The following is an 18625-nucleotide window of genomic DNA, read 5'->3' on the forward strand; positions in this document are numbered from 1 at the left end:
GGTGTTTTTATTTATTAGATACCTAAAATAAGTTTTGCAATCATAAAGTAAATTAAGATTCCAAAAATATCATTACTTGTCGTTATAAAAGGGCCTGTTGCTATTGCAGGGTCTATCCCTCTTTTATTTAAAAATAAAGGAACAAAAGTACCTATTAAACCCGCCACAATAATTACGATAACAAGTGATGTAGAAATTGCTAAAGCAGTATTTATTTTTCCTTCATAAATCCAAACAAAAACAAATAGAAACAAAGCCAATATAGCTCCGTTTAAAGCTGCTAAAAGCATTTCTTTTAGTAAACGGCTATTTATACTTCCTTTTACATCATCGTTTGCTAAACCTTGTACAATAATTGCAGAAGACTGTACACCAACATTTCCTGCCATTGCAGCAATTAAAGGAGTAAAAAAGAATAATATTGCATTTTCTGAAAACGTGTTTTCAAATAAACCCATAATTAAAAAAGCGCCAATACCACCAATTAAACCTAAAAATAACCAAGGCAACCGCGCTCTCGTTAATTCTAAAATACTGTCTTCTGAATCTACATCTTGTGTTAAACCAGCAGCCATTTGATAATCTCTTTCTGCTTCTTCTTTTAAAAGGTCTACAATATCATCAATAGTAATTCTTCCTAACAAAACATTGTTATCATCTACAACAGGAATTGCTTCTAAATCGTATTTTGCCATAATTTTGGCAACCGCTTCATCATCTTCATTTACGTTTACAGAATCTACTTGATCTATATATATCTCAGAAATTTTCTGTTCATTTTTAGCGATAATTAAATCTTTTAAAGAAAGTCTACCAATTAGTTTTTCTTGTTTGTCTACAACATAAATAGAATGAACTCTTGTAACTTCTTTTGCCTGCCCTCTAATTCTTCTTAAACAACCAGCAACGGTCCATGTTTCATAAACCTTTACTAATTCTTTTGCCATTAAAGAACCCGCAGTTTCATCTTCATAAGAAAGTAATTCCTTAATATCTGCTGCATGGTCATCATCTTCTAATGCAGAAATAACACGTTTTTGTCTTTCTTCAGAAAGTTCTCCAATAATATCAGCAGCATCATCAGTATCCATTTCTCCAACCTCGTCTGCAATTTCTTTTGCAGAAAGATTTTCTAGAATTTTTTCACGAACATCTTCGTCTAATTCAGTTAATATTTCAGAAGTTTTTTCACTATCTAAAAGTTTGATAATGTAAACAGATTCTTCAAAATTAATTTCCTCTATAACTTCAGCAATATCTGCATGATGTTCTTCATTTAAAAGAAGAAGAATGGCTTTGTCATCCTGATTTTCAATCAGAAACTTGACTTGATTTATAAGGTCTTCGTTAATTTCAAATGCCATTGTTTGAGATTTTTTCTGTGAGTTCAAAAAACTGATTAACAGATAATTGTTCTGGACGTTTTGTAAAGAAAGGGTCTTCTTTTAAAGTATCTGAAAGATTGAACACTTTTAAACTAGAACGCAGCATTTTTCTTCGTTGATTAAAGGCTGTTTTTACAACTCTAAAAAATAATTTTTCATCAACAGGAAGCATAAAGTTTTCTTTTCTTGTTAACCTTATTACTCCAGAATCTACTCTTGGAGGCGGATTAAAAACGGTTGGCGGAACTGTAAATAAGTATTCTACATCAAAGAAAGCTTGTGTTAAAACAGAAAGAATTCCATAGACTTTACTTCCTTCTTTTTCTGCTATTCTCAAAGCAACTTCTTTTTGAAACATTCCTGCAAACTCAGGCACATACGCCCTATGCTCTATTGCTTTAAAAACGATTTGGGTAGAAATATTGTAAGGAAAATTACCAATAATTGCTACCTGTTTTTTGTTGAAAAAATCGGTAAGATTTTGTTTTAGAAAATCACCTTCAATAATTTCAAATTTATCTTTTGAGGTGTCTAATTTAAGATGCTCTAACGGAAAAGTTTCATGCAGGTATGCAACAGAATCTCTATCTAATTCCATTACCGTTATTTTTGGTTTTTTCTCTAACAGATATTTTGTTAAAACCCCCATTCCTGGGCCAATTTCTAAAACGTTATCATAATTGGTTCCAATTAATGCATCTGCAATATTTTTTGCGATTGTTTCATCAGTTAAAAAATGTTGACCAAGATGTTTTTTTGCTTTAACACTCATAATTTAATTACTTGTAACCGTTGGAAAAAATTCATTAATAACTTTTAATTCTGTTCTAAAAGTCATCATTTTATCAGCAAATTTCTTAAAAGCTTCCCCTTTTAATTTATCTGCATCAAATTTATAATAATCATCTAAATCTTCTCTAGAATTAGTGGTGTATTGAACAGAATAGGTTTTTCCACCCATTTCTTCTTCAACCAAAACCTCTGTTAGTTTTGCAGATGTAAATCTACCTGTATTTAATACTTCTAAAATATGAATTTCCATCCAAGTTAACCATTCTTCATGAACAGTTTCGTCTATATTTATAGTTACATTGTATATATACATTAAATCACTGTTTTATATGGATTAATTAATAGCGTCTCCTCTTAATTTTCTGTATTTTTTTCTAGCATCTACTAGGTAAATACTAGAAGAATGTTCAAAAATAATCTTTTGATAATATTCTGATGCTTTTTCAGGACTATTTAATTTGTTATTGTACACTTCTGCCATTTCATAGAAAACGTCATCAGTTAAAAAACCTTGCTCATCTGTTGCTATTATTTTTTCTAAATTTAGAATTGCATCCTCATATTTCTCTTGTTTTATCTGAAGTTTCGCCATTTTAAACAAGACATTATTTGTAATTGGTAAAAAGCCACCGTTTAAGGTTTTTAGACTTTCATTATTTAAAATGGATGTTAAAACAGTTATTGCTTCTTCATTTTTATTCTGAAAAGCCAACAGGTCTGCTTTTGCATATTCGGTTAATCCTGAAGGAATTGAGTCTACAGGTTCATTGTCTGAAATTATTAAAAACAAATCTAAAGCATCATTTGCAATCAATTGTGTGGTAGCACCTTTTAATACTTTTAACTGTGCTTTTGCCCAAGGAAAATCACCTTTAAAGTAACTTGTTTGAGCAACCTTAAAACGAGCTTGTTGTGCTAATTCGTTGTTTTTTAATTGTGTTTGAATCTGTGAAAAATAGATTAATGCTTTATTAAATTTTCCAGTAAACACTAAAACATCACCTAATTTTAACTTAATTCTTGCTTTATCAAATTTAGAGTTCGAAAAACTGAGTGCTTCTTTTAAAACTTCTTTTGCTTCTTCTGGTTCATTTTTCTGAAAAGTTAAAAAATCAGCATATGCAACTTGTAATTTAATTGTAGACGTATTTTTTCCAAATTGTGTAAATAAAGATTGGAAAATAGTTTTTGCTTCTGGGTTTTTTATAGCGACAGCAATTTTTGCGATATATAAATTGGCATTAATTTTTTCTGCTTTTAAAATTGATTTTTCTCTGATGAAATTAAAACATTGTTCAGCAGTTTCATACTCTTTATTATCAAAAGCAATTTCACCTAAAGTAAATACCGCAGACAAATCTGTAGGATTTCTGTGAAACAACGCTTTTTCTTGAATTAACGCTTTTCCATAGTCTTTCTGCTGTGTAAACAACCAACTTAATAAAACATTCCAAACATCTTTTGGTTTGCTTACAGACTTTCTTAAAAGCGTTTTTCTGAATAAAATATTCTTTTCATTTTCAGCATCTTCTGTTATATATTTACTGGTATATCTTTGAACTAAGTTAAAATAATTCTCATTTTTATCAACCAGATTTATATAGGCTTTAAACATTTTTTTAAAGTCTCCTTTTTCGCCATAAATCTGTGCAATTTGAAAACTATAATTCGCGTTTTCATTTTTCATCATTGCTTTTTCGTAAGCTAAAATGGCATTATCTAGTAAGTTATAATCTTTAAAAAGACGACCAATAATACCACTATAAGCAGCATATTTATCTAAAGAGTTTAATGCGAATTCATAATTAATTTTGGCATTTTCTTTTTGCTGTTGAAGTTCATAATTATGTCCTAAATAAACGTATAAATATATTTGTGAAGCATTTGCTTTTATGCGAGATTTTAGCAAATCTTCAGCTTTTATAAAAGCTGCTGTTTCTTGATAACAAGTAATAAGTCTTCCTAAATAGGTTGTGTTAAACGGACTTTCATCATACAGCTTTTTAAAAATCTGAGTCGCTTTTTTGTATTCTCCTTCTCTATAATAATTTTCTGCAAGCAAATAATCATTTTGAAGCTCCTTTTGAGAGAAGCTAAAACTACTGATAAACAATAAAATGAGTAAAAAAAAACGTTTCATATAGGTTCAAAGATAATCAACTAAAATGTTAAATATTTATTAAACAATCTAATTTTGAGCGTTGTGTTGTAACATTTTGGCATAAAACTTGTCTACATAATAAATAACGAACAAATTTTAAACCATGAATACTTTTACTCAACAATACGAAACAGCAAAACAGAACTCAATAGCGTTTATGAAACAAGGACAAATAACAGCTTATTTTGAAGCTTTGTTAGAAATGAACAAGTATAAAAGATTGATGATTGCTGTGATATCAAATTAGTACGCTGTTTTTTATAAATAGTCATCAACTAACTGGAAACAGTTTCAAATTATAAACACATATCTACACAAAACAGCTTACTGAATACTGTTTAATTAGTTTATAATATCGAATCCACAATAAGGAACTAACACATCTGGAATTTTAATTCCATCTACTGTTTGGTAGTTTTCTAGAATTCCTGCTAAAACACGAGGCAAAGCTAAAGAGCTTCCGTTTAATGTGTGCGCTAATTCGCTTTTTCCTTCTTTGTTTTTGAAACGTAACTTTAGTCTATTTGCCTGAAAAGTTTCAAAGTTTGATGCAGAACTAATTTCTAACCATCTGTCTTGCGCTGTAGAAAAAACTTCAAAATCAAAAGTTAATGCAGCCGTAAAACCAGTATCTCCACCACACAAACGTAAAATTCTGTAAGGTAATTTAAGGTCTCTTAATATATCTTTAATATGTTCTACCATTCCGCTTAAAGCGTGGTAAGAATTATCTGGATGTTCAATTCGTACAATTTCTACTTTATCAAATTGATGCAATCTGTTTAATCCACGAACATGTGCACCATAACTTCCTGCTTCTCTTCTAAAACAAGGGGTGTAACCTGTACATTTTATTGGAAAATCGCTTTCTTGTAATAAATTTCCGCGAAACATATTTGTAATTGGCACTTCACCAGTAGGAATTAAATATAAATCATCTACTGTAGAGTGATACATTTGCCCTTCTTTATCTGGCAATTGACCCGTTCCAATACCTGAAGCTTCATTAATTAAATGCGGAACTTGATATTCTTTATAACCAGCTTCAATATTTTTATCTAAAAAGTAATTGATTAATGCACGTTGTAACCTTGCTCCTTTTCCTTTATAAACAGGAAAACCAGCACCCGTAATTTTTGTACCTAATTCAAAATCTATGATATCATATTTCTTCGCCAACTCCCAATGAGGAAGAGAATTTTCTCCTAAATCAGGAATTATCCCTTCGCTAAAAATTTTCTCATTATCTTCTTCAGATTTCCCTGGTTTTACAGAAGCATGAGGCACATTTGGTATTTGATACAACAAGTTTTGTAATTCATCTGCATAAGAAGTTAACTTCTCTGATACTTCTTTAGAGGTCTCTTTTAACTGACTTGTTTTTTCTTTTAAAATGTTCGCTTTTTGTACTTCACCAGATTTATACAATTGTCCAATTTCTTTGGATAAGCTATTAGATTCAGCCAAAATAGTATCAAGAGAAACCTGAGTTGCCCTTCTATTTTCGTCTGCAATTAAAACACTTTCAATAATTGTTTCAGCATTTGCAAAATTCCTTTTTGCCAACCCGTCTAAAACAGTTTGTTTGTTTTCTCTAATAAATTGTAATTGTAACATTTTGTAAGAATTATGAAATGCAAAGATATAATTTGTGAAGTAGTTTTACCAAGAAATCATAAATAAAAAACTTGACTACTTAGACACCTTGAAAATAGGGAATGAGATTTGTTAAAGCAGTTAATTTATAGATTATTTTTAATATAATCTAATGAGATTTCTTTGTCTTTTTTTATTTGAATGATAAGTTCTTCAATAGAAGCAAACTTTTGTTCATCACGTAAGAAGTAAAATAATTCTATAGTTAAATTCTGATTGTATACATCTTTGTTGAAATCAAAAAAATGAACCTCAATAGTTTGGTGTTTTCCATTTACAGTTGGTCTACTTCCAATGTTCATCATTCCAAAAACCTCTTGATTGTCAATAGTTGATTTTACAACATAAACACCTGTTTTAGGTATTAATTTGTAGGTTTCTTTTACATCAATATTTGCTGTAGGAAAACCAATTTTACCACCTAACTTTTTACCATTAACAACGTTACCGTTTAACATAAAAAGATAGCCTAAATAGTTGTTGGCAGTTTTTAAGTTTCCAGTAGCTAATGCTTTTCTAACTTTTGTAGAACTTACAGAAACATCATCTATATCTTGAGCTGGAATTTCTTCAACAGTAAAATCATATAAATGGCTATATGCTGTTAATTGCTCAATATTTCCTTCTCTATTTTTTCCAAAATGATGATCGTAACCAATAATTAATTTAGAAATATTTAGTTGACTTACTAAAATGTCTCGCACAAATTCTAGCGCCGTAATTCTAGAAAATTCTTTACTAAAAGGATGAATAATTAAATAATCTAATCCTGTTTTTTCTAAAAGCGCTGCACGTTCATCAATTGTATTAATTAACTCTATAGTAGCCTCTTTTTGCAATACCATTCTTGGGTGTGGAAAAAAAGTTAATAAAACCGATTTTTTACCTGCTTTTTTAGCATCAGAAACTAGTTTTTTTATTATTGTTTGATGGCCAAAATGAACCCCATCAAAAGTACCAATAGTAACAAAGGTTTTCTCTAAGGAAGAAAATTTAGAAATATTCTGAATTGTAATCAAAAAAGTGATTTTTTTACAAATGTACAATAACTATAAGTTTAATTAATACTTCAAAGTAGTGGTTTTTTGTGTTGATAAATCAATAATTAAAAGATGTTTTTTTTAAGAATTAATAAATTTATTATTCAAATAATCAATTATTCAAAAAAAATTGTATTTTGCATAATAGTTAACAAATAATTTTAAATTATGATAAAAAAGATTTTACTTCTTGCATTTATAGCTTTTGGTAGTATTGCAATGGTTGCTCAAACCACTGTTACTGGTATAGTTACAGATGCGGCTACTGGGGAAACACTTCCTGGTGCCAGTGTTAAAGTTTCTAGAAAGGCAGTTGGAACAAACACAGATTTTGATGGTGTTTTTGTAATGAATACAACAGATAAACCACCATTTACGATAGAAATTTCTATGTTAGGTTTTAAAACAGCCAAAGTTGAGATTACTAAAAACAACCAAAAGGTTGAGGTTAATTTAACTGAAAACGAAACTTCTTTAGATGAAATAGTCGTTTCTGCTTCTAGAACTCCAGAGCGTATTATGGAGTCTCCGGTAACAATAGAGCGGTTAGATTCTAGAGCAATAAAAAACACTTCTGCTCCATCTTTTTATGATGGTTTAGAAAATTTAAAAGGTGTAGATGTAAATACAAATAGTTTAACATTTAAATCTGTAAATACACGTGGTTTTGCTACTTTTTCAAATACACGTTTTATGCAATTAGTAGATGGAATGGATAATTCATCTCCAGCTTTAAATTTTGCATTGGGTAATTTATTAGGAATGTCTGAATTAGATGTAAAAACAGTAGAATTACTTCCTGGAGCATCTTCTGCATTATATGGTGCAAATGCTTTTAATGGTATTATGTTTATGACAAGTAAAAGCCCTTTTGATGATCAAGGGATTAGTGTCTCTTTAAAAGGAGGAATTACTAGTCAAGAAGCTGGTGGAGACAATGAATTTACAGATTTAAATATTAGAATGGCGCATGCTTTTTCTAATAAGTTTGCAGCAAAAGCAACTCTTTCTGTACTAGAAGGCACAGATTGGTTTGCAACAGATTATAGAAATACGAGTGGCGGAAAAATGATTGCTGGAACCAGAGAATCCGACAGGAACTATAACGGTGTTAATGTATATGGAGATGTGGTTTCTACAAATATAAATGGTGTGGCTAAAAGTCTTGAGGCTTTAGGACTTATTCCTAACGGAGCTTCTGCACTTGTACCTAGTGAAAACATCAGTAGAACGGGTTATAATGAAAGAGATTTGATGGATTACGGTGTGAAAAGCGTAAAGTTTGGAGGTTCATTAAATTACCGTCCTTTTGGGGATGATCGTCTAGAGGTTATTTGGAATTCTAAAGTGGGTACAGGTAATACTCAATACTTAGGTGGTCAAAAATATGCTATTAAAAACTTTTTGATGCAACAGCATAAATTAGAAGTGAAAGGGAAAAACTTTTTTGTAAGAGGATATATGACAGCAGAAGATGCTGGGGATTCATATAACACATTATTTGCAGCAATAAACATCAATAGAGCGTGGAAAGATGATAGTACTTGGTTTGGACAATATACAGGAGCATATTTAGGAGGAACTCTTGCAGGTTTAACATCAGACCAGGCGCATGCCGTAGCAAGACAAACTGCAGAATCAGGAAGATATGAGCCAGGTTCAGCAGAATATAAAGAGGCCTTTGATAGAATTACTTCAGACCCAGATTTATTAACAGGTGCAAAATTTAGAGATCAAACTAAATTATATCATGGAGATGCAAATTATAATTTTCAAGATCTAATAGATTTTGCAGAAATTCAAGTAGGTGCTTCTTATAGAAGGTATTCTTTAAATTCTTTTGGTAATATATTTACGGATGCAGATGGTCCTATTGACTATGATGAATACGGTATTTATACACAAGCTCAAAAGAAATTTTTAGAAGAGGATCGTTTAAAAGTAACGGCATCCCTTAGATATGATAAAGCACAAAATTTTGATGGTAATTTTTCACCAAGAGTATCTATGGCATATGCAGCAGGAGAAAATAAAAATCAAAATTTTAGAGCCTCTTTTCAAACAGGTTTTAGAAACCCAACAACGCAAGATCAATATATTGGTCTAGACGTAGGTAATGCTATTTTAGTTGGTGGTGTTGAAGATAATATAGATAGATACAGTACAACTTTTCAAGATGGTACTGGAACTAGTTATACTTTAACAGGTAGAGATGCTTATGAAAATTCTTACACAGTTGCAAGTGGCGGAACTGTAAAAGCAAATGTAGCTTTTGTGAAACCAGAAAAAGTAACCGCGTATGAAGTAGGTTATAGGGGGCTAGTTAACACCGGTGTTTCTAACAGAATTACTGTAGATTTAAGTGTGTATTATAATCAATATGAAGACTTTATAGCGAATACAAATGTAATTGTACCTTACAATGCAACAGGTGGATATAAAATCTTTCAATTGTACACGAATTCTCCAGCAGATATCAGTTCTTACGGAGCAACTATCGGTTTAAATACGAAGGTTTTAAAAGGTTTTAATTTAGGCTTAAACTATACTTTTGCTCAATTTGAGTTTGACCAAGCTGCAAACCCAGATTTTGAAGCTGGTTTTAATACGCCAGAACACAAAGTAAAATTACAATTTGGTAAAACAGATTTGTTTAAAAACTTTGGTTTCAACATAAATGCAAGATGGCAAGATGAATATCGATGGGAATCTACCTTTGTAGATGGTACTATAGAATCAAGAACTGTTATAGATGCACAGATTAATTATTCGGTTCCTTCTATAAAATCTGTATTTAAATTAGGAGGCGCAAACTTAACAGGTCAAGAATACTTAAGTGCTCCAGGTGTTGGTGCAATTGGTTCTCAATACTACCTTTCTTGGTCAATTAATAACTAAAAAAAACAAAATTTAATGAAGAATTATAAATATTTAGGATTGTTTCTTTTAACTCTAGGCTTCACATCTTGTAATGTAAACAATGAGTTAGATGCAATTCAAGAAGAAATAGTTGATCAAGTACAGTTGGATGCAAATGGATTAGATTTTTCTAAATACATTTCTATTGGTGCATCTTTTACTGCAGGTTATACAGACGGAGCGATGTTTAAAGCAGCTCAAGAAAATTCTTTTCCAAATATTTTGGCTGGGAAATTTGGAACTGAATTTAATCAACCATTAATGGCAGATAATATTGGAGGATTGGTTTATGGAGGAACAGCAGTTCAGCCACCAAGATTTTATTTTGATGGTGCTGGACCAGCAAGATTACCCGCAACGCCAACTACAGAGTTAACAGCGGTTCTTTCAGGGCCTTTTAATAATTTTGGCGCTCCAGGAGCAAAAAGTTTTCATTTAGGAGTTGCTGGATATGGACAATTAAATCCTTATTTCGGTAGAATGGCATCTAGTCCCGGAGCATCTGTTATGGGAGACGCATTAGCTCAAAGCCCAACGTTTTTCACCTTATCAGAGATTGGTGGAAATGATGTTTTAGGGTATGCGCTTTCTGGAGGTTCAGGTATAGATCAAACTGGTAATTTTGATCCATCTAGTTATGGAGGTTCAGATATTACAGATCCTAATGTATTTGCACAAGTATTTAGTGGTATGGTTACTGCTTTAACTGCAAATGGAGCAAAAGGAGTAGTAGCTAATGTACCTTATATTACAGATTTGGCTAATTTTACAACTGTACCTTATAATGCAATTCCATTAGATGCAGCAACTGCTGGTCAATTAAATGGTGCTTTTGCAGCTTATAATGGAGGGTTACAACAAATATTAGATCTTAAAAACGCAAACCTTTTACCGGCTCAGGTTCTTCCTTTGTTGGTTAACTATGATCAAGCTGAAGTAGATCGTAGACAAGTTAATTTTGTTGCTGGACAAAACGCAGTTTTAATGTTAGATGAAAATTTATCAAATTTAACTCCTATTAACCCAGGTTTAACAAATATGAGACAAGCAACTGCAGATGATTTATTGCTTTTAGCAAGTTCTACAGTATTAGGTACTACAGTTGGTGGAAACCCTCAATTAATTAATGGAGTCTCTGTTCCCTTAGCAGACGAATGGGTTTTAACACCTGAAGAACAAACAGCTATTAAAACAGCTACAGATTCATACAATACTACTATCGGAGCAGTTGCCGCTTCTAATTCAAATATTGCATTAGTAGATTTTAAAGGGGTTTTATCAGAAGCATCTACAGGTATTATGTTTGATAATTATACAATGACTACAAGTTTAGTTACTGGAGGTTTAGTAAGTTTAGATGGTGTTCATTTAACTGCAAGAGGATATGCTTTAATGGCAAACAAAATTTTAGCAGCTATGGATATTGAATTTGGTTCTAATTTTACCACTGCAACAAATGGTTTAGCAAAAGCAGGAGATTATCCAACAAATTACTCTCCTTTATTGAGATAAGTTTTTACAATATAGTATTCATAAAAAAAGGTTGAGCAATTGCTCAACCTTTTTTGTTTTTATAAATGTTATCTTTTTAAGACAACATCAAAGTTGCTCTTTTTACTCCAGCAACTAAAATATCTATTTCTTCTTTTGTATTGTAAAAAGAGAAAGAAGCTCTTATGGTTCCTGGTATTTTATAGAAATCCATAATTGGTTGTGCACAATGATGCCCTGTTCTAACAGCAATTCCTAATTTATCTAAGATTGATCCAATATCATAAGGATGAATTTCATTCACATTAAAAGAAATAACAGCTGTTTTTTCTTTTGTGGTTCCATAAATTTTTAAACCTTCAATTTTTAATAATTCTTTAGTTCCATATTCTAAAAGTTCGTGTTCATAAGAGGCAATCTCTTCAAAACCCACTGAGTTCATATAGTCGATAGCTGTTCCAAAAGCGATTCCTCCACAAATATTTGGGGTTCCAGCTTCAAATTTATGAGGTAAACCTGCATAGGTAGTTTTTTCAAAAGAAACCGTTTCTATCATTTCTCCACCACCTTGATAAGGAGGTAGTTTTTCTAACCATTCTTTTTTCCCATATAATAACCCAACTCCTGTTGGGCCACATAATTTATGAGCAGAAGCCACGTAAAAATCAGCATCTAAAGCTTGTACATCTGGTTTAATATGAGGTGTTGCCTGAGCTCCATCAATTAAAACAGCGGCATTTACTTTGTGAGCAGCATCAATAATTTCTTTAATTGGGTTTACGGTTCCTAATGCATTTGAAACATGATTACAAAAAACTAATTTTGTCTTTTCATTTAACAAACTATGATATGCTTCCATATCTAAAGAGCCATCTTCAAACATTGGAATTACCTTTAAAATAGCACCTGTTTTTTCGCAAAGCATTTGCCAAGGAACAATATTTGAATGGTGTTCTAAAGCAGAAACAATAATTTCATCACCAGCATTTAAAAGTGAAGAAAATCCAGATGCAACGATGTTGATACTGTGCGTAGTTCCAGCAGTTAGAATAATTTCGTAAGCTTCTTTTGCATTAAAATGATGTTGCACTTTAATACGAGCTTCTTCATATTTATCAGTTGCTTCTTGACTTAAAGTATGCACGCCTCTGTGAATATTTGAGTTGTAATTGCTGTAATAATCTACAATAGCATCAATTACAACTTGTGGTGTTTGTGAAGTTGCTGCATTATCAAAATATACTAGAGGTTTTCCATGAACAGTTCTTTTTAAAATTGGGAAATCTTCACGAATTTTATCAATATTAATCATACAAATCATATTTAGTTACAAAGATAAAGCTTGATTTTTTAAAGTTTTCATAAACTGAATATGTTTTCCTTATTTTTACATCATTAAACTATATTTCTAATGAAAGTAAGCAAGCGTATTCTTCTTTTTTTATCATTAATTATTATAATTACTGTAATCTATAATTACCCTAAATTGAATATTATGGCAGGTTATTCTGCTAAAAATATGGCTTCATCTGTTTTTGTTGCAGAGAGAACTTTAGAATTTACAGATATAAATGACAATAACTTTTCTCCTATTAATTTAGCTTCTGATAAAGTGAACTTAGAAGAAAAATCTGCATCTGCATCTGCAATTGGGTTACTTACAAGAAAAGCAATTTATAGAGAAGGCCTAGGAAGTGTTTTAACTTTAGATAAAGAAGATGTCAATAAGAAGTTTTTAGCTCCCAAAAGAACAAAACCTGACTATAAAACTCCTTTTCCATTTGGAAATGCAGATCAAAAAGATACTGTTTTTACAAATGTAGATTATACCCACTTAAACAAAACTGTTAGTGCTCTTTTTAAGGATGTGAATAAAACCAGAGCAGCTGTTGTTATCTATAAAAATAAAATTATTGCAGAAAAATATGCGAATGGCTTTACAAAAGAGTCTAAAATTTTAGGTTGGTCTATGACCAAAAGTATTACAGGTACTTTATTCGGCATTTTACAGTATCAAGGAAAAATTAATGTGCAAGATAAAGCACCAATTGTTGAATGGGAAAATGATGCTAGAAGTGAAATTACGATTCATAATTTATTACAAATGAATAGCGGTTTAGAATGGGATGAAGATTATAATTCTATTTCTGATGTTAGTAAAATGTTGTTTTTAGAAAGAGATATGACGCAGCAACAAATCAACAAACCGTTTGTAGGAAAACCAAACGAAACGTGGAACTATTCTTCTGGAACAACAAATTTATTGTCGGGTATTTTAAGAAATCAATTTAAAACCCACCAAGAATATTTAGATTTTTGGTACACGAATTTAATTGATAAAATTGGCATGAATTCTATGGTTGTTGAAACAGATTTATCTGGAAATTATGTGGGTTCTTCTTATGCTTGGGCAACGCCAAGAGATTGGGCTAAATTTGGTTTGTTATATTTAAATAACGGAAAATGGAATGGTGAAAACTTATTCACAAAACAATGGGTAAAATACGCTACTACACCAACACCAACTTCAGAGGGTTGGTATGGCGCGCAAATTTGGTTAAATGACGGAAAAAGATATCCAGATGCACCCAAAAACATGTATTCTTTTAATGGTTACCAAGGACAGAATGTATTTGTTTTACCAGACCAAGAATTGGTTATTGTTAGAATGGGATTAACTAAAAATGCGGATATTAATTTATTTTTGAAAGGTGTAATTGAAAGTTTAAAATAGTATTATGTAAATAATTTTAGTTTTTAAAAAGTGAAAGCCTGTCTTATGCAGTATAAATTTACTAATTTTTTCCTTTAATCAAGCTTAAAACAACAGCTACAATACCTAAAGAAATTGTAATATAAGCATTCGTATTATCTTGTGTTTTAACTAAGTCTAAAGTACCTATAGAAAGCTGTGTTTCTGGAATTACCATGGTGTAAATTCCATAAGTTAGTAGAATAGCACCTGTAATTAATAAAACTAGTTTTATGCTTTTGTTCATCGTTGATTTTTGTTCTAAGTTACTACATTTTTTATAGATAATAAAAAACCACGCAAATTGCGTGGTTTATACTCTTATAAAAAAGAAACAATGTTACTTATAGGTCAAAACCAATATTTACATTTAATTTCTCTGCAATTAATTTAGTAATTCGTTGTTTTACTTCCGGTATTTTAACGCTTTCTAAAACGGTATTTGCAAAAGCAAACATTAATAATGCTCTACCTTCTTTTTCTGGAATTCCACGTTGTTGCATGTAAAATAATGCTTCATCATCTAATTGACCAATGGTACAACCATGAGAACATTTTACATCATCAGCAAAAATTTCTAGTTGAGGTTTTGCATTAATCGTAGCTTTATCACTCAATAAAACATTGTTGTTTTTTTGATATGCATTTGTTTTCTGAGCTTCCTTATCAACAATAACTTTACCGTTAAAAACACCTGTAGAACGATCGTTAAAAATCCCTTTGTAATCTTGATGACTTTCACAATTTGGTTCTATATGATGTACCAAAGTATGATGATCTACATGTTGTTTTCCTTCAATAATTGTAATTCCTTTTAAAATAGAGTCGATGTGTTCTCCTCTTTGATAAAAGTTTAAATTGTTTCTAGTGATATTTCCTCCGAAAGAAAAAGTATGCACAGAGACCACACTATTCGATTTCTGTTCTATATAAGAATTATCTACTAATGAAGCATTGTTATCATCATTCTGAATCTTATAAAGATCTACAGTAGCATCTTTTGCAGCAAAAATTTCAGTAACTGCATTTGTTAAAACAGGGTTTGAAGTTAAACTTTGATGACGTTCTATAATTTGAACATGTGCATTTTGCTCAACCACAATTAAGTTTCTTGGTTGTAACATCGTTGCAGCTTCAGAACCTGTGGTAAAATTGACAATCTGAATTGGCTTTTCTACCTCAACATTTCTAGGAATGTAGATGTAAGCTCCTTCGTTTGCAAATGCAGTATTTAAAGAGGTTAAATTGTCTTTTTTTGCTATTTTATTAAAATAGTTTTCGATAACAGCTTTGTATTTTGGTTTTGTTAATGCCGAAGACATTAAACAAACATCAAAAGTGTCATGTGTAGTTTCCGATAGAAAAGAACTGTATTTTCCATCAATAAAAACAAGCTTGTATGCATCGATATCATCAATAAAATATTTTTGTACATCTGCTAATTGAATTGAATTCTCTTTATTAGGAAATAGGCTATAGTCTTGCTTTAAAACTGAGTTTAAAGAAGTGTATTTCCAAGCTTCCAATTTCTTAGTAGGAAAACCTAAATCTTCAAAATTTTGAAACGCTTCTGAACGAATTTCATGTATATCAGAATTGGTGTCTATATCGTTTTCAAACGCTACGTATGATGATAATAATTTATCTTTTAATTCCATTTGTTTTCGTTTTAAAGTTTAGAATTGGGAGTTTTTTAAAGTTTGCTTTTACGCAGCTTTATCACTGTTTCAATTGTTAAACTTTTTTAGCTATAAACTTTTTTACTGAACTAACTCCTCTTTAATCCAATCATATCCTCTTGCTTCTAACTCAAGCGCTAGCGAAGCATCACCAGTTTTTACGATTTTCCCATCGTATAAAACGTGGACAAAATCTGGCACGATATATTCTAATAAACGTTGATAATGCGTAATTACAATTACGGCATTGTCTTTAGATTTTAGTTTGTTAACGCCGTTTGCAACAATACGCAAAGCATCAATATCTAAACCAGAATCAGTTTCATCAAGAATTGCTAATTTAGGCTCTAACATTGCCATTTGAAATATTTCGTTACGCTTCTTTTCTCCTCCAGAAAAACCTTCGTTTAAAGAACGGGATAAGAATTTACGGTCTATTTCTAACAATTCAGATTTCTCACGAATCATTTTTAACATGTCTTTTGCTGGCATGTCTTCTAAACCTTTTGCTTTACGAGTTTGGTTTATTGCAGTTTTTATAAAGTTAGTTACAGAAACTCCAGGAATTTCTACAGGATATTGGAAAGATAAAAACACGCCATTGTGTGCTCTTTCTTCTGGTGCTAGCTCGCTAATATCTTCACCGTTTAATTCAATAGTTCCCGCACTAATCTCGTAATCATCTTTACCGGCAATAATATTAGCCAACGTACTTTTTCCAGCACCGTTAGGACCCATAATTGCATGAACTTCACCAGCTTTTACTTCTAAATTTAATCCTTTTAAGATTGATTTATTGTCGATACTTGCTTGTAAATTTTCTATTTTTAACATTGTCTTTCGCTATTTTCTTTTCGCTTTTTACACGATTCGCTTTTTAATATTCTGTTTAATTTTTGCTCTGTTGGTTCAGCAATTATACAGTTAAAACTCCGTGAATCTTATCCAACACTTCCTTCTAAACTAATTTCCAATAATTTTTGAGCTTCTACAGCAAATTCCATTGGTAAATTATTTAAAACCTCTTTACTAAATCCGTTTACAATTAATGCAATTGCTTTTTCAGTATCTATTCCACGTTGATTACAGTAAAACAATTGTTCTTCACCAATTTTACTCGTAGTTGCTTCGTGTTCTACTTGTGCTGTTTTATTCTTCACTTCTATATAAGGGAAGGTGTGCGCACCACAATCATTTCCCATTAGTAAAGAATCACATTGAGAGAAGTTACGTGCATTTTCTGCTCTTGGACTTATCTGTACTAATCCTCTATACGAGTTTTGTGATTTTCCTGCAGAAATACCTTTAGAAATAATGGTCGATTTGGTGTTTTTCCCCAAATGAATCATTTTTGTTCCAGTATCTGCTTGCTGGTGATTGTTTGTTACTGCAATTGAGTAAAATTCACCGACAGAGTTATTTCCTTTCAAAATACAGGAAGGGTATTTCCAAGTTACGGCAGAACCAGTTTCTACTTGTGTCCAAGAAATTTTTGCATTATTCTCGCAAATACCTCTTTTAGTTACAAAATTGTAAACACCACCTTTTCCTTCTTTATTTCCAGGATACCAGTTTTGTACGGTAGAATATTTAATTTCTGCATCATCCATTGCAACTAATTCTACAACGGCTGCATGTAATTGATTTTCATCTCTACTTGGCGCAGTACAACCTTCTAAGTACGAAACATAACTACCCTTATCTGCAACAACTAACGTTCTTTCAAACTGTCCTGTTCCTCCTTCATTAATTCTAAAATAGGTAGATAATTCCATTGGACAACGCACACCTTTTGGAATGTAACAAAAAGATCCATCTGAAAAAACTGCTGAATTTAATGCTGCATAAAAGTTGTCTGTAGTTGGTACAACAGTTCCTAAATATTTTTTAACTAATTCTGGATGTTCTTGAATTGCCTCAGAAATAGGCATAAAAATAATACCTTTTTCGCCTAATGTTTTCTTAAAAGTTGTTGCAACAGAAACTGAATCTATTACAATATCTACAGCAACATTTGCTAGTTTTTTCTGTTCATCTAATGAAATCCCTAAACGCTTAAAAGTATCCAATAATTCTGGGTCTACTTCATCCAAAGAATTTAACTTCGGTTTTGCTTTTGGAGCAGAATAGTAAGCAATGTCTTGAAATTTTGGTTTTGTATAATGAACATTTGCCCATTCTGGCTCTTCCATTTTCTCCCAAACTCTATAAGCTTCCAAACGCCAATCAGTCATCCATTGAGGCTCGTTTTTCTTTTTAGAGATTGCAATTACAACATCTTCACTTAACCCTTTTGCAAAGGTTTCACTCTCTATATCTGTATAAAAACCATACTTATATTCTTTGGTTTTTAATTCTTGTTCTAAATCGTCTTCTGTGTATTTTGACATATTTATTTGATTTTTAAAGTGAAAAACTTTCTCCACATCCACAAGTTCTATTTGCGTTTGGGTTATTAAAAACAAACCCTTTCCCGTTTAAACCTCCAGAGTATTCTAAAGTTGTTCCCACTAAGTATAAAAAACTCTTTTTGTCAACAATAATTTTTACATTATTCTCTTCAAAAACTTTGTCACTATCTTCTTTCTTATTATCAAAAGTTAAATCGTAGGACAAACCCGAACAACCACCACTTTTAACACCAACTCTTACGTAATCGGTTACCGCGTTAAAGCCGTCGTCAGTCATTAATTCTACGACTTTCTTCTTTGCTGTGTCTGAAACTTTTATCATATCTTTAAATAGATTAA

General features: G+C 31.3%; 16 protein-coding genes. 4 read left to right on the plus strand and 12 right to left on the minus strand.

Annotation, left to right across the window (positions count from 1 at the left end):
- Window positions 1–14: 14 nt before the first annotated feature.
- Genes mgtE through BTO04_RS10315 form a run of 4 tightly spaced genes read right to left on the minus strand, consistent with a single transcriptional unit; the run spans window position 15 to window position 4317 of the window.
- A complete protein-coding gene (gene mgtE / locus BTO04_RS10300) occupies window positions 15–1364 on the minus strand; it encodes a magnesium transporter (protein ID WP_087564417.1) in 1350 nt (449 codons plus the stop codon).
- Window positions 1354–2157 (minus strand): 16S rRNA (adenine(1518)-N(6)/adenine(1519)-N(6))-dimethyltransferase RsmA, encoded by an 804-nt coding sequence (rsmA, locus tag BTO04_RS10305; protein WP_087564418.1) that lies wholly within the window; start codon window positions 2155–2157, stop codon window positions 1354–1356. Before rsmA ends, mgtE begins: the two co-directional genes overlap by 11 nt.
- A gap of 3 nt (window positions 2158–2160) precedes the next feature.
- Window positions 2161–2490 carry a DUF4286 family protein gene (locus tag BTO04_RS10310; protein ID WP_087564419.1) on the minus strand — a complete coding sequence of 110 codons (330 nt, stop codon included), beginning with the start codon at window positions 2488–2490 and terminating at the stop codon, window positions 2161–2163.
- 21 nt (window positions 2491–2511) lie between these two features.
- Window positions 2512–4317 (minus strand): hypothetical protein, encoded by a 1806-nt coding sequence (locus BTO04_RS10315; protein ID WP_087564420.1) that lies wholly within the window; start codon window positions 4315–4317, stop codon window positions 2512–2514.
- A 124-nt stretch (window positions 4318–4441) separates the two neighbouring features.
- Here BTO04_RS10315 and BTO04_RS15370 point away from each other — a divergent pair, with 124 nt between their 5' ends.
- The gene (locus BTO04_RS15370; RefSeq protein ID WP_198342054.1) at window positions 4442–4585 is read left to right on the plus strand and encodes a hypothetical protein; all 144 of its coding nucleotides are present in this window, start codon (window positions 4442–4444) and stop codon (window positions 4583–4585) included.
- Window positions 4586–4680: 95 nt separating this feature from the next.
- On the opposite strand, the gene serS is transcribed toward BTO04_RS15370, so the two are convergent.
- Both serS and BTO04_RS10325 read right to left on the minus strand, forming a co-directional pair.
- Window positions 4681–5955 (minus strand): serine--tRNA ligase, encoded by a 1275-nt coding sequence (serS, locus tag BTO04_RS10320; RefSeq protein WP_087564421.1) that lies wholly within the window; start codon window positions 5953–5955, stop codon window positions 4681–4683.
- 125 nt (window positions 5956–6080) lie between these two features.
- Complete coding sequence (locus BTO04_RS10325; RefSeq protein ID WP_198342055.1) at window positions 6081–7013, minus strand: bifunctional riboflavin kinase/FAD synthetase; 933 nt, start codon at window positions 7011–7013, stop codon at window positions 6081–6083.
- Window positions 7014–7202: 189 nt separating this feature from the next.
- Here BTO04_RS10325 and BTO04_RS10330 point away from each other — a divergent pair, with 189 nt between their 5' ends.
- Both BTO04_RS10330 and BTO04_RS10335 read left to right on the plus strand, forming a co-directional pair.
- Entirely contained in the window at window positions 7203–9932 is a 2730-nt protein-coding gene (locus BTO04_RS10330; protein ID WP_087564423.1) for a TonB-dependent receptor, read from the plus strand.
- Window positions 9933–9947: 15 nt separating this feature from the next.
- Window positions 9948–11465, plus strand: a complete 1518-nt coding sequence (locus tag BTO04_RS10335; protein ID WP_087564424.1) for an SGNH/GDSL hydrolase family protein — start codon at window positions 9948–9950, stop codon at window positions 11463–11465.
- 76 nt (window positions 11466–11541) lie between these two features.
- Here BTO04_RS10335 and BTO04_RS10340 read toward each other — a convergent pair whose 3' ends face one another.
- On the minus strand, window positions 11542–12756 hold the full coding sequence (locus tag BTO04_RS10340; protein ID WP_087564425.1) for an aminotransferase class V-fold PLP-dependent enzyme: 1215 nt from the start codon (window positions 12754–12756) through the stop codon (window positions 11542–11544).
- Window positions 12757–12855: 99 nt separating this feature from the next.
- Between BTO04_RS10340 and BTO04_RS10345 the strand changes: the two genes are divergently transcribed.
- Window positions 12856–14178 (plus strand): serine hydrolase, encoded by a 1323-nt coding sequence (locus tag BTO04_RS10345; protein ID WP_087564426.1) that lies wholly within the window; start codon window positions 12856–12858, stop codon window positions 14176–14178.
- Between the two features lie 61 nt (window positions 14179–14239).
- Here the strand turns inward: BTO04_RS10345 and BTO04_RS10350 are convergent, their stop codons facing one another.
- The 5 genes from BTO04_RS10350 to BTO04_RS10370 all read right to left on the minus strand — a co-directional run bounded on the left by BTO04_RS10350 (window position 14240) and on the right by BTO04_RS10370 (window position 18608).
- Entirely contained in the window at window positions 14240–14443 is a 204-nt protein-coding gene (locus BTO04_RS10350; protein ID WP_087564427.1) for a hypothetical protein, read from the minus strand.
- 97 nt (window positions 14444–14540) lie between these two features.
- Complete coding sequence (gene sufD / locus BTO04_RS10355; protein ID WP_087564428.1) at window positions 14541–15854, minus strand: Fe-S cluster assembly protein SufD; 1314 nt, start codon at window positions 15852–15854, stop codon at window positions 14541–14543.
- A 102-nt stretch (window positions 15855–15956) separates the two neighbouring features.
- On the minus strand, window positions 15957–16709 hold the full coding sequence (gene sufC / locus BTO04_RS10360; RefSeq protein ID WP_087564429.1) for a Fe-S cluster assembly ATPase SufC: 753 nt from the start codon (window positions 16707–16709) through the stop codon (window positions 15957–15959).
- A 107-nt stretch (window positions 16710–16816) separates the two neighbouring features.
- Entirely contained in the window at window positions 16817–18265 is a 1449-nt protein-coding gene (sufB, locus tag BTO04_RS10365; protein WP_087564430.1) for a Fe-S cluster assembly protein SufB, read from the minus strand.
- Window positions 18266–18278: 13 nt separating this feature from the next.
- On the minus strand, window positions 18279–18608 hold the full coding sequence (locus tag BTO04_RS10370; RefSeq protein WP_087564431.1) for an iron-sulfur cluster assembly accessory protein: 330 nt from the start codon (window positions 18606–18608) through the stop codon (window positions 18279–18281).
- Window positions 18609–18625 lie beyond the last annotated feature (17 nt).

Source organism: Polaribacter sp. SA4-10 (genome assembly GCF_002163835.1).
Taxonomy (GTDB): Bacteria; Bacteroidota; Bacteroidia; order Flavobacteriales; family Flavobacteriaceae; genus Polaribacter.

Excerpts from the sequence above, each read along its gene's own strand:
- mgtE (WP_087564417.1), bottom strand. The coding sequence starts at position 1,364 with ATGGCATTTGAAATTAACGAAGACCTTATAAATCAAGTCAAGTTTCTG.
- rsmA (WP_087564418.1), bottom strand. The coding sequence starts at position 2,157 with ATGAGTGTTAAAGCAAAAAAACATCTTGGTCAACATTTTTTAACTGAT.
- BTO04_RS10310 (WP_087564419.1), bottom strand. The coding sequence starts at position 2,490 with ATGTATATATACAATGTAACTATAAATATAGACGAAACTGTTCATGAA.
- BTO04_RS10315 (WP_087564420.1), bottom strand. The coding sequence starts at position 4,317 with ATGAAACGTTTTTTTTTACTCATTTTATTGTTTATCAGTAGTTTTAGC.
- BTO04_RS15370 (WP_198342054.1), top strand. The coding sequence starts at position 4,442 with ATGAATACTTTTACTCAACAATACGAAACAGCAAAACAGAACTCAATA.
- serS (WP_087564421.1), bottom strand. The coding sequence starts at position 5,955 with ATGTTACAATTACAATTTATTAGAGAAAACAAACAAACTGTTTTAGAC.
- BTO04_RS10330 (WP_087564423.1), top strand. The coding sequence starts at position 7,203 with ATGATAAAAAAGATTTTACTTCTTGCATTTATAGCTTTTGGTAGTATT.
- BTO04_RS10335 (WP_087564424.1), top strand. The coding sequence starts at position 9,948 with ATGAAGAATTATAAATATTTAGGATTGTTTCTTTTAACTCTAGGCTTC.
- BTO04_RS10340 (WP_087564425.1), bottom strand. The coding sequence starts at position 12,756 with ATGATTAATATTGATAAAATTCGTGAAGATTTCCCAATTTTAAAAAGA.
- BTO04_RS10345 (WP_087564426.1), top strand. The coding sequence starts at position 12,856 with ATGAAAGTAAGCAAGCGTATTCTTCTTTTTTTATCATTAATTATTATA.
- BTO04_RS10350 (WP_087564427.1), bottom strand. The coding sequence starts at position 14,443 with ATGAACAAAAGCATAAAACTAGTTTTATTAATTACAGGTGCTATTCTA.
- sufD (WP_087564428.1), bottom strand. The coding sequence starts at position 15,854 with ATGGAATTAAAAGATAAATTATTATCATCATACGTAGCGTTTGAAAAC.
- sufC (WP_087564429.1), bottom strand. The coding sequence starts at position 16,709 with ATGTTAAAAATAGAAAATTTACAAGCAAGTATCGACAATAAATCAATC.
- sufB (WP_087564430.1), bottom strand. The coding sequence starts at position 18,265 with ATGTCAAAATACACAGAAGACGATTTAGAACAAGAATTAAAAACCAAA.
- BTO04_RS10370 (WP_087564431.1), bottom strand. The coding sequence starts at position 18,608 with ATGATAAAAGTTTCAGACACAGCAAAGAAGAAAGTCGTAGAATTAATG.